This window comes from Bradyrhizobium sp. CCBAU 45394 (assembly GCF_028128655.1).
GTDB classification, from domain to species: Bacteria; Pseudomonadota; Alphaproteobacteria; order Rhizobiales; family Xanthobacteraceae; genus Bradyrhizobium; species Bradyrhizobium diazoefficiens.
Genome location: NZ_LBIX01000169.1, coordinates 1 through 13,740 on the forward strand (window position 1 = coordinate 1; position 13,740 = coordinate 13,740).

Here is a 13,740-nt window from a genome sequence, read left to right on the forward strand (position 1 = left end):
AGTCGCGGATCGCCGCGCCCTCGCGCAGGAATTCGGGGTTGGAGGCGACGACGACGTCGGCTAGCGGATTGGTCTCGCGGATGATGCGCTCGACCTCGTCGCCGGTGCCGACCGGCACGGTCGATTTCGTCACCACGACGGTGAAGCCCGACAGCGACTGCGCGATCTCTTTCGCGGCGGCGTAGACGTAGGACAGATCGGCGTGCCCGTCACCACGACGCGACGGCGTGCCGACCGCGATGAAGACGGCATCGGCGTCGGCGACCGGCTTCGACAGGTCGGTGGTGAAGTCGAGCCGCTTGGCCTTGACGTTGGTCGCGACCAGCTCGTCGAGCCCGGGCTCGTAGATCGGGATCTCGCCGCGATGGAGCGCCACGATCTTCTTCTCGTCCTTGTCGACGCAGGTGACGTCGTGACCGAAATCCGCAAAGCAGGCCCCGGACACCAGTCCCACATAGCCCGTTCCGATCATCGCGATTCGCATGAAAGACTCTTTCCGTTGAAGACGGATGCTCCACTGAACACCCTAGACCAATTCTCTATCCGACCGCACGCCCAACATTAGGGCAGCCTGCATCACCTGCCGAACAAACCTTCACCGCCTTGCGCGGGGGCAACGGCGGACATTTCCCAAAACGCGCCGCATGCACGCAATGCAGTCGACATATGCGACCGGCGCGCTGCATTTAACCATCGGTCCGGATGCGGAACACGGTGTTGGCGCGATCGCGGGGTTACACGCCGTGGTACTTTCGATACCACTCGACGAAGCGGCCGAGACCCTCCGCAAGCGGCGTCGAAGGCGCGAAACCGACGTCGCGCTGGAGCGCGGAAATGTCGGCGCGCGTCTCCAGGACGTCGCCGGCCTGCATCGGCAGCAGCTTGCGGATCGCGGGCTTGCCGATGATCTTCTCCAGCGTCTCGACGAACTCGATCAGATTGACCGACCGGTTGTTGCCGATGTTGTAGACGCGATACGGCGCATAGCTCGTCGAGTTTTCCGGCGCTTCCGCGTTCCACGCGGGATTCGGCGTCGCGGGCCGGTCGAGGGTGCGGATGACGCCCTCGACGATGTCGTCGACATAGGTGAAGTCGCGCCACATGTCGCCATTATTGAAAATCTTGATCGGCTCATTGGCGAAGATCGCGCGCGTGAACAGCCAGGCGGCCATGTCGGGCCGGCCCCACGGACCGTAGACGGTGAAGAAGCGCAGACCGGTCACCGGCAGCTTGTGAACATGGGCGTAGGTGTGCGCCATCAATTCGTTGGCCTTCTTGCTCGCGGCGTAAAGGCTGACCGGATGGTTCACCGAATGCTCGGTCGAATACGGCAAGGTGCGGTTGGCGCCGTAGACGGAGCTCGACGAGGCGTAGACGAGATGCGCCACACCATGGCGCCGGCCGGCTTCGAGCACGGTGACGAAGCCGTCGCAATTGGCGCGGATGCTGGTGATGGGATCGTCGATCGACGCACGCACGCCTGGCTGCGCCGCCAGATGCACGACCCGATCGGGCGAGACCTCGTCGAAAACGCGCGTCACCGCGGCGAAGTCCGCAAGATCGATCTCGTGGAAGCTGAACCCGGGACGGTGCTCGAGCGTTGCAAGGCGTGCACGTTTCAGCGCGGGATCATAATACGGAGTGAGCGCATCGATGCCAACGACCTGCTCGCCACGCGCCAACAGCCGTTCACAAACGTGCATTCCGATAAAGCCGGCAGCACCGGTAACGATCACTGGCCGCAAATTTGTCACCTCGTTGATTCCGCGAATGCAATGCCAGACCAGGACATGAGAGGCAAGGTTCGGACGATCACGACAATCGTCAAATCAGGCGCTCATGTAAGCGCATCGAAATGTGTAGGAAACATGATGGCGCCATGCATCCTCGCATGCTATCCGCCTGCGAGGATGCTCGGACGATAGCTCCACATGTGTTACACCGCATAGATCGTATATTCGGCGCGAATGCTCAGTCTTGAGGCAACGTTCGCGCAGGATACCCACCGTAAGACACCCACGAAAAACAAGACACTCACGAAGAAAAAGATCGGCTTTGAAACTCTCCATCAATGGCAGGTTCCTGTCACAGTCGCTAACCGGCGTGCAGCGCTATGCCGCCGAAATCGTCAAGGCGATGGACCGTTTGCTGGCGAGCGGAGAGGCTCCGCGACAACTCCTGGACGCAGAGTGGCAAGTGCTGTCGCCGCCGAACGCGCAGCCGCTCCCCGGTCTTCGCCGTATCAACGTCAGGCAGGTCGGATCGTTGCAGGGGCACGCGTGGGACCAGATCGATCTGGCACGCGCGGCCGCCGGCACGCGCCTCATCAGCCTCGCCAATTCCGGCCCCGTGCTTCATCGCGACCACCTGGTCGTGATTCACGATGCGCAGGTTTTCAAACGTCCGGACTTCTTCAGCTGGCGCTACCTCGCCCTGCATCGGACGCTCGGCCATTTGCTGGCACGCACAGCAACGATCGCAACAGTTTCCACGTTTTCGCGCAACGAACTTGCCGAGGCGCTGTCGCTTGATCCTGCGTCGATCCCCGTCATCCCCAACAGCGCAGAGCACTTCGCCACCGTCGTGCCCGATTTCTCGATCATCGAAAAGCTGCATCTTGCGCCCTACGGGTTCTTCCTCTTCGTCGGCTCGATGACGAAGAACAAGAATGTCGACACCGCCATTCGCGCCGCCGAGCGGCTTGGCCGCGCGGATTTTCCGCTGGTCGTGGTCGGAGGCGACAACAGCAAGGTCTTTGGCGGCAACGCCATGGAATCGAGAACCGGCGTCGTCGTCGCCGGGCGCCTCAAGGACGAGGAGATCGCGGCGCTGTTCGCTCGAGCTGCCGCGTTCGTTTTTCCCAGCCTCTACGAGGGCTTCGGCATACCTCCCCTGGAGGCGATGTACTTCGCCTGCCCGGTGATCGCGAGTTCGGCCGCAGCCGTGCGCGAAACTTGCGACGACGCGGCCGTTTATTTCGACCCCCTCAACGCGGGCGAGCTTTCGGCACGAATGCACGAAAGAATTGCACTCGGCCGGATCTCGCCGGCGGAACAGGAGAAGCAGCAGAGGCGACTGGCGACATATTCCTGGGCCAAGTCCGCCGCAGCGATGCTCGAATTCCTCGCCAAACCCGCTCCCCACGCCGCATCCAGCCGTCAGACACAATGACGCGGCCCAAATATTGCTGCTTCGAGACGTTAGACGCGCGCCTGCAATATCCGGCGCCTGCAAGCCAAGAAAGGAATGACCGTTGTCCAGCGGCCTGAAAGTCCTGCATGTCGCCGAAACGGTCAGAGGCGGCATCGCGACCTACCTCAACGAGCTGCATCCGCATCAATGCGCGAGCTTCGGGCGCGGCAACGTCAACTATGTCGTCCCGTCCGATCATCGCAGCGATCTGGTGAACATCGAGGATGATGCCATCACCACGTTTCCGCGCGACGGCCGCAACGCGGTCGGCCTGTTTCGCATGCTGTCTGCGACCATGCGTGCGGTCCGGGAGTTTCGGCCCGACGTCATCCATCTTCACTCGTCCTTCGCCGGGCTCGTGGTGCGCCCGGTGCTCTGGCTGACCTATCGGCGTTCACGCATCGTCTATTGCCCGCACGGATGGGCATTCGGCCGCGAGACCGGCCGCCTCAGCCGCGAAGTCACGAAGTTCACCGAGCTCGTGCTGTCGAAATTCACCCACCGCATCGTGTGCATCTCGGAAAGCGAGCGGACCGATGCGATGCAGGTCGGGATCGCGGCGAACCGCCTCGTTCTTGTGCACAACGGGATTTCCAAGCAGCGGCCCGTGCTCGACACGCGCGCAGCGCCGTGGCGATCGGAGAAGATCAAGGTCCTCTTCATCGGACGCCTCGACCGCCAGAAGGGGTATGATCTCCTCATCGAGGCGGCCCGCGCGCTCGGAAACACGCTGGATGTGCGCCTGATCGGCGCGTCGGTCGTCAGCAAATTCCACCGAAGCGATCTGCCGGCCAACGTTTCCTTCCTGGGCTGGATGAACCGCAACCAGATCGAGGCCGAGCTCGACCAGGCCGACATGGTCGCAATTCCGTCACGCTGGGAGGCGTTTGGCCTGGTGGCGATCGAGGCCATGCGGGCGGCCAAGCCGATCATCGCCTTCCGCATCGGCGCCCTGCCGGAAATCGTCGAAGACAATGCGACGGGCGTGCTGTGCGACGAGGTCTCGGCGGAAAAGCTGGTTGAAGGTTTTCAGCGCGCAAGCCGGCTGGACCTGCCTGCGGTCGGCCGGGCCGGATATGAGCGCTTCAGCCGCCTCTACGACATCGAGCAGACGCACCGCACCCTGAGCCAGGTCTATGCCGACGTCCTGCACGTGCGGACAAGCGAATCCGGGCAGCAGGCGAAGCTGCAATCCGACTTCCCGAACAATCTGCGGTCGTAGCGGCCGTGCGATCAAGCCATCCGGCGGGCATCGCCCTGCGCGAACTCGCCGTCACTCACACGGTTGTCGGAGAACGACCACGCAATTGCGGAGGCGACCATCATCGCGCAGGTGAGAAAGCCGGCTGCGAACAGCAGTGATCCGGTGTGCAACATTGTCTTCGCCTTCCCTTTTGGTTTGGCCGACAAGTAGGCGGATCAGGATTAGGAAGACCTTACGGACGCCAGCGCGCGGCCAGCTTCCGAATCTAAGCGTTAACGGAGGTGGAATCCCGCCGCAGAAATATCGGTGCGATCACCCGGCGAGGGCGTCCGCTCAGGCTCCATGCCCGCCGCAGGACGACGAAAACACAACGCAGGGTCACTCAAAATCGGATCCAAGACTTGAAGTTTAGGCGATCTCATCTCGCGACGATGCAATTCCATCTGCGCGCCGCAGCTCACTAGTTCAGTCGCGGCCTCAATCGTGACATCGATCGGACACGTGTATGTCTAGTTTGCGAACTGCTTATAAAAGAGTACGTCGCGCACAAATTTTGCACAGCGATTCTGACGTGTATCTCGGTTCACAAGTTGCAATAAGGTCACAGCCATAAGTGCTTTACCATAAAGTCGAAGAGGCAGCAGTGACTCACCCGCACGATGGTTGGTACGGTGATTCCGATTTTAAATGAGTACGAGGGAATGGTGGTGGCTAAGACCGAACGTTTTTCTTTTGATTTCGGGATTAGTCGAATCCTGGCGCTGGCTGCTGTCGGCATCTCGCTGGCGGGTTGCGCGGGCTTCATCCCTCTGGACTCTCCGGATGCCGTTGCCACGCAGACCAACGCTGCGCTGGTCACCGAGCCGACCGCACCGCTCGCCTATGCCCTGATGCCGGTCAATCCGGCGATCGTTCAGGCGACCAACGCCTTCACCGATTCCTCCGGGATGGTGTTCTCGCGTCTTCCCGGCGGCAATTATCGCGACGTCACGATCGGCATCGGCGACATCGTCACCGTAACCGTGTACGAAGCGCAGGCGGGCGGCCTGTTCATTCCGCGCGAAGCGGGCGTCCGGCCGGGTAACTTCGTCGACATTCCGCGTCAGCAGGTCGACCAGTCCGGCAACATCAACATTCCCTACGCCGGATCGATCAAGGTCGCCGGGCTGACGCCGCGCGCCGTGTCGAACATCATCCGCGAGCGCCTCAAGGACCGCGCCATCGATCCGCAGGCGGTCGTGAGCGTGGCCGAGCAGCGCGGCAACCAGATCAGCGTGCTCGGCGAGGTCAACTCGCCGCTCCGCTTTCCGGTCGACCCCGGCGGCATTCGCCTGATGGGCGCGATCGCGCGCGCCGGCGGCCCGAAATACCCTTCCTACGAGAGTACGATCACGATCAAGCGCGAGGGCCGCACCTACAATGAGTCGATGTCGACCGTGGTGCACCATCCCGGCGAGGACGTCCTGCTCGCGCCGGGCGACGTCGTCTTCCTGACCCGCATTCCGCGCGTCTACATGGTGTTCGGTTCGACGCCGTCGCCGGGATCGATCGGCGGCACCAACAATCGCCGCTTCTCGTTCGAGAACGACAACATGTCGCTGGCTGAAGCCATCGCGAAGGCGGGCGGCCTCGACGGCAACCGTGCGGATTCCAAGTCCATCTACGTCTACCGTTTCGAGCCGAAGCCGCTCCTGGAGCGTATCGGGGTCGAAGTATCCCAGTTCCCGACCAAGACGATCCCCGCCGTCTACAAGTTCGACATGAGCAAGCCCGACGGCTGGTTCCAGGCGGATACGTTCAGGATGCGCGATCATGACGTGATTTCGGTGGCGGAATCGCCGTCGACCGAATTCGTCAAGCTGATGAACCCGCTGAACGCGGCGACCACGAATGCGGACAACATCAGCACGGTGATCGTGAACTCCAAATAGCCCAACTCGGCGCGCTCCGTGGGGGCGCGCGGACAAGGTCGCCTCACCCAATTCGGGCCACAGAAGAGGATTAGCCTTGTCGAGTTGACGCGAGCAGGAGTGGATACGAGCGTGACGGAGCCAAAGAGGAAACGAGCCTTGCGTCGTTTCCGGATGCTGATGTGCGGTCTCTGCGCCGCGACCGGCCTCTCATATCCTGCGAACGCGCAGACCGCGCAGCCGCTCGACCAACGTTTCCTGCTGGGCGTCGGTACGCACCAGGGCCTGGGCGGCGTCACCAGCGCTCGCGGTTACGTACCTGCGACGGCCATCAAGCAAATGAAGGAGCTCGGGGTCACCGCGTTCCGGGACGATTTCCCTTGGTCGGATTTCGAGTTGCCCGGCAAGCGGCTCGGCTTCAACGCCCTGAACGGCCGCCTCGAGACCCAGATCAGGTCCGGTGTCGGAATTCCTCTGCTCATTCTCGGAGCCGGCCATCACCTCGTCCCGAACTCCGATCCGCCGACGACCGACGAAGCGCGCCAGAGATTCGTCACCTATGCAGCGGCGGCCGCGCAAGCGGTCGCAGCGCGGCAGCCCATCTTCGAATTGTGGAACGAGTACAATCTCCGAGCGCGCGCAGAGCCGCAATTCACGGTCGAAAATTACGTGACGCTTGCCCGTTTGGTGCAGCCGGCGGTCAAGCAGGCGGCGCCTTCTGCGCCCTTCGTGGTGGGCGCACTCGGCGACGATCCGGGCTGGAAATGGACCGACGCCCTGCTGAAGACCGACCTGCCTCGCATCGCCGACGGCATGTCCATCCACATCTACAACCATTGCCTGCCGCCGGCCGGGCGCACCGCGGCTGAAGCGATCGAGCGATTGGAAAACTTTCATCAACGCGTCGCACAGGCGACCGGCAATCCCAACTATCCGATCTACCTGACTGAAACGGGCTGGCCGACCCCGACCGCGAAATGCGGCGTGAACGAGCAGCTCTCGGCCGACAACATGGCGCAGATCATCCTCTGGTCATCGACCGCGGGTCCCTGGCTCAAGGGAATATGGCTCTACGAGCTCAAGGACAGCGGGACGAAGCCCGGCGAACTCGAGGACAATTTCGGCATCTATCATTTCGACAATTCGCCGAAGCCCGCGGTGTGTTCCATTCGCGAAAGCTGGGCCTTCATCCGTACGAGCCTGAAGGCGGCGCGCACCACGCCGATGCCGGGCGTCGTGCAGATCCGCAGTGACAGCGGATCCGAGACGAAAGTGGCGCTTTGGTCGGAGAATCCGTCGAAGCGCTTCGAAGTTCGATTAAAAAATGCGGAACCGAATGCCGAGATCAGCTATGTATGTCAGCAAGCACCGGGCTCTGCCGCCGGCGCCTGGACGGCGTTATCGACGACGCCCCTGCTTGTCAGTGTCAAGGGCACGACCGTGCCGGATTTCGAGATTCGGCCATCGAACTGACGCTGCGGCGGACTGCGCAATCCGGGGCTATCCTTGAAGATACTGATCGTTAACACGCTCTATCCGCCCGAAATCATCGGCGGCGCCGAAGTGTCTGTGTCGCTGCTCGCGGAGGCGCTGGTTCAGCGCGGCCACCAGGTTGCCGTGGTCTGCCTTCAGAACAAGCAGGATCGCACCGTCAACGAGCTCAGGGGCGTGCGCATCTACCGGGTGCCGCTGGACAACGACTACTGGCCGTTCGGCAACGACAGGAAGCCCTCCTCGGTCCAGCGCCTGAAGTGGCATCTCCAGGACACGTGGAATCGCAAGTCCGCGGCGCGTTTCGCCGAAATTCTCGATCTCGAAAAGCCCGAGGTCGTCCACACCAACAACCTCACCGGATTTTCGGTCTCGTTGTGGGCGGAAGCCAGGCGGCGCAACATCCGGATCGTGCACACCTTGCGCGACTATTCCCTGCTCTGCAAACGCTCGACGTTGTTTCGCGGAGACGCGACATGTGCGCAGCGCTGCACCCTCTGCGCGGCCATGACGTCTCCCTATCTGCTGGCCTCGCGCATGGTCGATGCGGTGGTCTCGAACAGCCAGTTCGTGCTCGACCAGCATACCAGGCTGAAATACTTCCCGGGCACCGATGGCCGGGTCATCTTCAACATCGCCGATCCAAGCTCCGTAGTACCCTCACCTCCCTCGAGCTCGGATGACCTGATATTCGGGTTCATCGGCCGGCTCGAGGCGGAAAAAGGTATCGAAGTGGTACTAAAAGCTGCCGCGCAGCTCCCCGACCAGGGATGGCAACTGAAAATTGCCGGAAAGGGGCTTGAGGATTACGTCCGGGGGCTCAAAAGCCGCAGCGGGAGGAACGTCGAATGGCTTGGCTTTGCAAAGGCGGCCGAATTCTATGCCAGCATCGACGTGTGCCTGGTGAGTTCGGTCTGGCCGGAGCCGCTGCCCCGGACGTTGATCGAAAGCATCAACGCCGGCCGGGCAACTATTTGCTCCACAGCAGGAGGGATTCCCGAGATCGCGGGGTTTTCCAACATGGTTGGGTCCTACGAGCCCAACGATCATAAGCGACTGGGAGAACTGATGCTGAAGGCCGTCAACGAGAGATCACGCTGGAAGCTCGCCCGGCCTCCGCAGCCCGGATTTGCCGAGAGGTTCTCTGCCGATTCAGTGACAGGTCAATATTTGGACGTCTATTTGAATAACAGTCGAACGAGCCGGCAATAGGCCGAAACGGAGATTTCACGAAGCCATTTGGCAGGATAGCTGGACAGACCTTTTCGATGAAGATCCTTATCACGTCATCCCTTTATCCGACGCCGTTGGCTCCGAAGGTGGTCGGTGGCGCGGAAACTTTCGTCCGTCGCCTCGCCGAGACGTTGGTCGGCCAGAACGACAGCGTGGAAGTGATACGTGCTGCCTCCACACCGAACCAGCAGATGGAGACCTGCAACGGCATCGACGTGCACTCGGCGGCCGTGCACAACATCTACTTTCCCTTCGCCAAGCAGCACAGCGCGCCCGTGCGCGGCATCTGGCACGCGATCGAGGACTGGCAGCAGATGTCGGAGCTCGTCGCCGCCAGGATCAAGGCATTCAAACCGGACATCCTGCATTCCAACAATCTCTCCGGCCTGACGACGGCGGTGTGGCGAACCGCGGCGGAACTGGGCATTCCGGTCCTGCACACGCTTCACGACTACTATCTCACCTGCCCCCGCTGCTCGCGCTTCTCGGACGGACACGCCTGCAAGGCAAGCTGCATGAGCTGCCAGATCCTGACCTTTCGCCGCCGCGGGGCGACGCGACATCTGGACGCCGTCGTCGGCGTCAGCCAGCGCATTCTCGACATCCATACCGGGCTCGGTCTCTTCACGCAGACACCGCTGAAGATCGTCATTCGAAACGCCTCGACGGCCGACGTCGGCAGCGAAGAGACGGCGATGCTCGACGGCACCGTCACATTCGGATTCATCGGGCGACTGACCGAAGAAAAAGGCATCTACAATCTGGTTCGCGCCATCGCGACGATCCCGCCTGAGCGGATCCGGCTCGTCATCGCGGGTCATGCCTCCGAGAGCCAGCGCAAGCAGATCAAGGGGCTCGCCCCCAATGCGCGGATCGAGTTTCTCGGCTTCGTGCAGCCGAAGGAGTTTTACGAACAGGTGAACGTCGTGGTCGTCCCCTCGGTCTGGGAAGATCCAAGCCCGCTCGTCGTCGCCGATGCCCAGGCCGCCTGCAAGCCCCTGCTCGGCACGCCGTTCGGCGGCATCCAGGAGGCGATCAAGCCGGGCCTGACCGGCTGGCTGACGTCTCCCGATCCGGACTCGATCGCCAAGAGCATTTCGGCGATCGTCGAGGCTCCCCAGCAGATCGTGGAGATGAGCGGACGATTGAAATCCGGCATCAACAAATGGGCCTTTGACGACGTGGTCACCGGCTATCGCAACGTCTACGACCAGCTCATGCGCGGCCGCGGCATGCCTCGCGCGTAATGGGGGCGGACGCAGATGCCACCGACGGCCTTCAATCATCCCGCCATGTTTTCCTTCACGCGTAGCCAGAAATGATCAGCCTGCTCGCATTCGGCAGCTACATCTACCAGAGTGCATCCGCGATCATTCTGATCTTCGCCGTCAGCCATATCCTCTCGCCAGCCCAATACACCTCGTTTTCGCTGGCACTGGCGGCGAGCCAGTTGTTCTGCGTCTTCGTGTTCGAATGGCTGCAACTGGCCGGCGTTCGCTTCCTCGCCGCCGCTTCCGGAGAAGAGGCGGCGCGTCTGCGATTCTCGCTGTTCAGCGCGGGACTGCTCAGCGCGCTGGTTCTGCTGCTCGTCGGCAGCGTGGCGGGGCTGGTGGGCACGCTCGAGACAAGCGTCGTCGCCCTCGCGCTGGCGATGGCCGTGCTACAGGGCGCCACCGACCTGTACTTCATGATCGTGCGCGTGTCCGATCGGCTGGCGACCGCATCCGTCCTCCTGATCCTGCGCGCCAGCGTGCTCCTGGCCGGCGCCGTCACGGCGGCGCTGCTCTACGGCACCGCGGCGGCGACGCTGTGCGGCATCGCCGCGGGCTACGGCGCGGCGCTTCTGGTGAGCCTGATCGTGCATCGCACCTCGCTGCATCGGGCGTCGCGACACGCCCTGCTGACGGATTGGCGCAATTTCTGCCGATACGGCATCATGGCCGCGGCCGCCTCCGTCATCCATCTCTCCGTCCCCGTCACCTTGCGCCTGATCGTGATCGCCACGCTCGGACGGACATCGACGGGTGCCGCCGGTTTTTCGATGGCGATCGACCTCCTGCAGCGGCCGTTCTCCGTTCTGGTGACCGCCATTCACACCGTCAGCTACCCCAATGTCGTCGTGCAGTTCGAGCGCGACGTCGACGGCGAGGCGCGCAGAGCAACCGCCCGCATGCTCGATTTCATCCTCTGCGCGACGATCGTGATGCTGGGGGGGCTGATCGGCCTTCTGCCCGATGCGGCGCATCTGTTCGTCCCGGCCGATCTGCTGGTCGATTTTCTCAACGCAGCGCCGGTCGCGGCGGTCTTCTACTTCCTCCACATTCACCTTCAGGCCACGCTCGCAGTGGTGCCGCATCTGACCAAATCGGCCACCAGGCTGGTGGTCGTCGCGGCGTGCCAGCTGGTGCTGGTATCGGCGGCCGCTTCGATCGGCGCCTTGCTGCACATATCGGTCGCCGGACAAATCGCGAGTGCGGCATTGGCCACCGCACTCATCATCCTCTTCGCCAGCGGCCCGTTGATCCGGTTCCGCGCTGCGCCACGGGCGCTGCTGATCGTGGAGGCAACCGTCGCGGCCGCCGCGATCGCCATGCTCGCGGCAGCTCCGTCAGCCTCTCTGCTCTGGCTCGCGGGAAAGATCGCCTTCGCCGGGCTCGCCGTCGTCCTGGTGACGTGGCGAGGCGATCTGCTGGCCTCGGCACGCAGTTCGAACTAGGCCTGCATCGGATGGGCCAGCGGATTCCCGCTGGCATCGCCCGCCAAACCGTAGATCCTGAGGGTCTGGTCAACCATCGGCCCGACACCGAAATATTGCTGGGCGCGCGCAAGAGCATTGCGCGACAGCGCGGCGCGCAACGCGGGATCGGCCAACTTCTCGAGCGCCCCCACGAGCGCGTCGACGTCTTCGAACGGCACGATGAAGCCGGTCTGGCCGTCGATGATCTGATCCGAAGCGCCCCCTGCCGGGGTCCGCACCGGGACCAGCCCCGTCGCCATGGCCTCGGCGACGCCGAGCGGGAATCCTTCGAACCGGCTCGGCAGCGCGAACACATCGGCGGCCCAGAGGATTTCGCGGACGTCGCCCATGAACCCGAGGAACTTGAACGTGTCCTTGTCCTTCTCGTCGGCGAAGGCAAACGACTTGATTTCCTTCTCGCGCTCGGCGCCGCCGCTGCCGACGAAGTAGCATTTGATGTCGATGGGCGAAGGACTGGCGCTGTCGCGGATCCTGCGCGCCGCCTTGATGAGCAAATCATGGCCCTTCACCCAGGCGAGACGGGCCGCCAGCAGGCACATGAACTCACCCTCGGCAACCCCGAATTTCGCGCGCGCATCGCGGCGCTCGGCATCCGACGGCGGCCGAAAATGCACCGTATCGACGCCGCCATACACCTTGGCGATCCGGTTCTTGCCGAACAAGACGTAGCGCCTGAGATGCCGGAGCGATTCCTCCGACATCAGGATGAGGGTGTGCGGAAAGAAAAGATTGAAGAACAGGATCTGGACCGGGCTGAAAGTCGATTGCGGCGCATTCTGCACCTTCTCGATGTTCCCGAGCACCGAGGGGTGATAGGTCGCGACGCAGCGCGCGCCGGTGAGCAGGGAGAGCAGCCTGCCCCACATCAGCATGCCGAGCCCATGGACGTTGATCACGGTGATGTCGTTCTCCCGGATCAGCTTCCAGAGCTGCATGAAGATCGATAGCGAGGGCAGCTTGCGAAGTCCGGGAACGACGTGCCACTGCTTGACCGCCGCCGCCAGCTTCTGGCGCTTGTATTCGGACTTCTCGTCCGACCGCACGATGCCGGAGACCAGGTGGATCTGCACGCCGCGGGCGTGCAGCCCCGTGGCCAAGGTCTCGCAATAGGATGCAATCCCGTCATTGCAATTCACGACCTCAACCAGAAACATGACATTCGGGGCGCCCGACATGGGATCCTGCATAGGAATGGCCTTCTACTCCGTTCGATCAACGAGACTTTAACCAGTGCTTAGCGGCAAAATTCGTGCCGTGCCAGCGGTTTGCCCGCCATAGCTTTGCGCGCCTAACATATTGACGTTGCGGATCTGCGACACTCCGCCCGGCATGGCCGCATCGCTCGATGTTGCCTTCACGCGCCCCCGCCGCCTCGGTCGGGGTGAGCCTGCCACGCGGATCGCGAAAGCAACGCCAAGTTGCACATCCTCGATATTCGCCCCGCCTCCGCGACGCGCCCGACCGATCGTGTCGTTCGTTCGACCTCCCGCTTCAATGCCGGTGAAGATCACCCCCTGCCCGTTCGGAAGGCAGACGAAAATTTCATCGACATCGACGCGACCGCCACAACACCAGGAGAGAAGAAAAAAAATTGCGTGCGAAAGTGCCGTGGCACTGCTTGCCAGCTTCTCGGGAAAATTTGGAAGGCTCCAGTCGACTTCGGCGCAAGACCAAGTGTCACATTCGACGCTTGATCCGTGTTTCTACGACTCCTAACAGCGCTTGACGCAAGACATTGGAAACAAATCTGCCCGCACGAGAAGCAAATGCGTTGCGATTAGGCATCGGCACAACATCGCTCGAACATCGTCGTTGCATCGCCATCGCGACGTCATGCTGCAAGCACATTAGCGTGGTCTTCACAGATGAAGCTCAGTCTAAGCAGATTCGTGCGCTGTGAGCGTCGCGCAGGAAAGTCTCGGCGAGAGAATCTCCGGGGTGCTTCCATTTTT

The 13,740-nt window shown here is 62.4% G+C and carries 12 protein-coding genes; 8 read left to right on the forward strand and 4 right to left on the reverse strand.

All coding sequences use genetic code 11. The annotated features are described in order from the left end of the window. The coding region (locus tag WN73_RS25960) for a 2-dehydropantoate 2-reductase N-terminal domain-containing protein (protein WP_333937988.1) at nt 1-484 on the reverse strand (484 nt) is incomplete at its 3' end. 250 nt (nt 485-734) lie between these two features. Beyond that, nucleotides 735-1,745 (reverse strand): NAD-dependent epimerase, encoded by a 1,011-nt coding sequence (locus WN73_RS25965; RefSeq protein WP_028174325.1) that lies wholly within the window; start codon nt 1,743-1,745, stop codon nt 735-737. A gap of 310 nt (nt 1,746-2,055) precedes the next feature. Between WN73_RS25965 and WN73_RS25970 the strand changes: the two genes are divergently transcribed. Further along, entirely contained in the window at nt 2,056-3,171 is a 1,116-nt protein-coding gene (locus WN73_RS25970; RefSeq protein ID WP_028174324.1) for a glycosyltransferase family 4 protein, read from the forward strand. 82 nt (nt 3,172-3,253) lie between these two features. Further along, nucleotides 3,254-4,414 (forward strand): glycosyltransferase family 4 protein, encoded by a 1,161-nt coding sequence (locus WN73_RS25975; RefSeq protein WP_028174323.1) that lies wholly within the window; start codon nt 3,254-3,256, stop codon nt 4,412-4,414. An 11-nt stretch (nt 4,415-4,425) separates the two neighbouring features. Here WN73_RS25975 and WN73_RS25980 read toward each other — a convergent pair whose 3' ends face one another. After that, nucleotides 4,426-4,569, reverse strand: a complete 144-nt coding sequence (locus WN73_RS25980) for a hypothetical protein (protein WP_165448142.1) — start codon at nt 4,567-4,569, stop codon at nt 4,426-4,428. Nucleotides 4,570-5,097: 528 nt separating this feature from the next. Between WN73_RS25980 and WN73_RS25985 the strand changes: the two genes are divergently transcribed. The 5 genes from WN73_RS25985 to WN73_RS26005 all read left to right on the forward strand — a co-directional run bounded on the left by WN73_RS25985 (nt 5,098) and on the right by WN73_RS26005 (nt 11,746). Continuing rightward, nucleotides 5,098-6,327, forward strand: a complete 1,230-nt coding sequence (locus tag WN73_RS25985; RefSeq protein WP_039183945.1) for a polysaccharide biosynthesis/export family protein — start codon at nt 5,098-5,100, stop codon at nt 6,325-6,327. A gap of 159 nt (nt 6,328-6,486) precedes the next feature. After that, on the forward strand, nt 6,487-7,779 hold the full coding sequence (locus tag WN73_RS25990; RefSeq protein WP_049832526.1) for a hypothetical protein: 1,293 nt from the start codon (nt 6,487-6,489) through the stop codon (nt 7,777-7,779). A gap of 33 nt (nt 7,780-7,812) precedes the next feature. After that, entirely contained in the window at nt 7,813-9,009 is a 1,197-nt protein-coding gene (locus WN73_RS25995; protein WP_028174320.1) for a glycosyltransferase family 4 protein, read from the forward strand. Nucleotides 9,010-9,065: 56 nt separating this feature from the next. Continuing rightward, nucleotides 9,066-10,277 (forward strand): glycosyltransferase family 4 protein, encoded by a 1,212-nt coding sequence (locus WN73_RS26000; protein WP_028174319.1) that lies wholly within the window; start codon nt 9,066-9,068, stop codon nt 10,275-10,277. A gap of 71 nt (nt 10,278-10,348) precedes the next feature. Next, on the forward strand, nt 10,349-11,746 hold the full coding sequence (locus WN73_RS26005) for a hypothetical protein (RefSeq protein ID WP_028174318.1): 1,398 nt from the start codon (nt 10,349-10,351) through the stop codon (nt 11,744-11,746). Here the strand turns inward: WN73_RS26005 and WN73_RS26010 are convergent. Next, nucleotides 11,743-12,963: a glycosyltransferase family 4 protein gene (locus tag WN73_RS26010; RefSeq protein WP_231166654.1), complete on the reverse strand. Its 1,221-nt coding sequence runs from the start codon at nt 12,961-12,963 to the stop codon at nt 11,743-11,745. The two genes, WN73_RS26005 and WN73_RS26010, sit on opposite strands and share 4 nt — an antisense overlap. Before the next feature lie 243 nt (nt 12,964-13,206). Between WN73_RS26010 and WN73_RS26015 the strand changes: the two genes are divergently transcribed. Next, a complete protein-coding gene (locus WN73_RS26015) occupies nt 13,207-13,482 on the forward strand; it encodes a hypothetical protein (RefSeq protein ID WP_157862136.1) in 276 nt (91 codons plus the stop codon). The last annotated feature ends 258 nt before the right edge of the window (nt 13,483-13,740 follow it).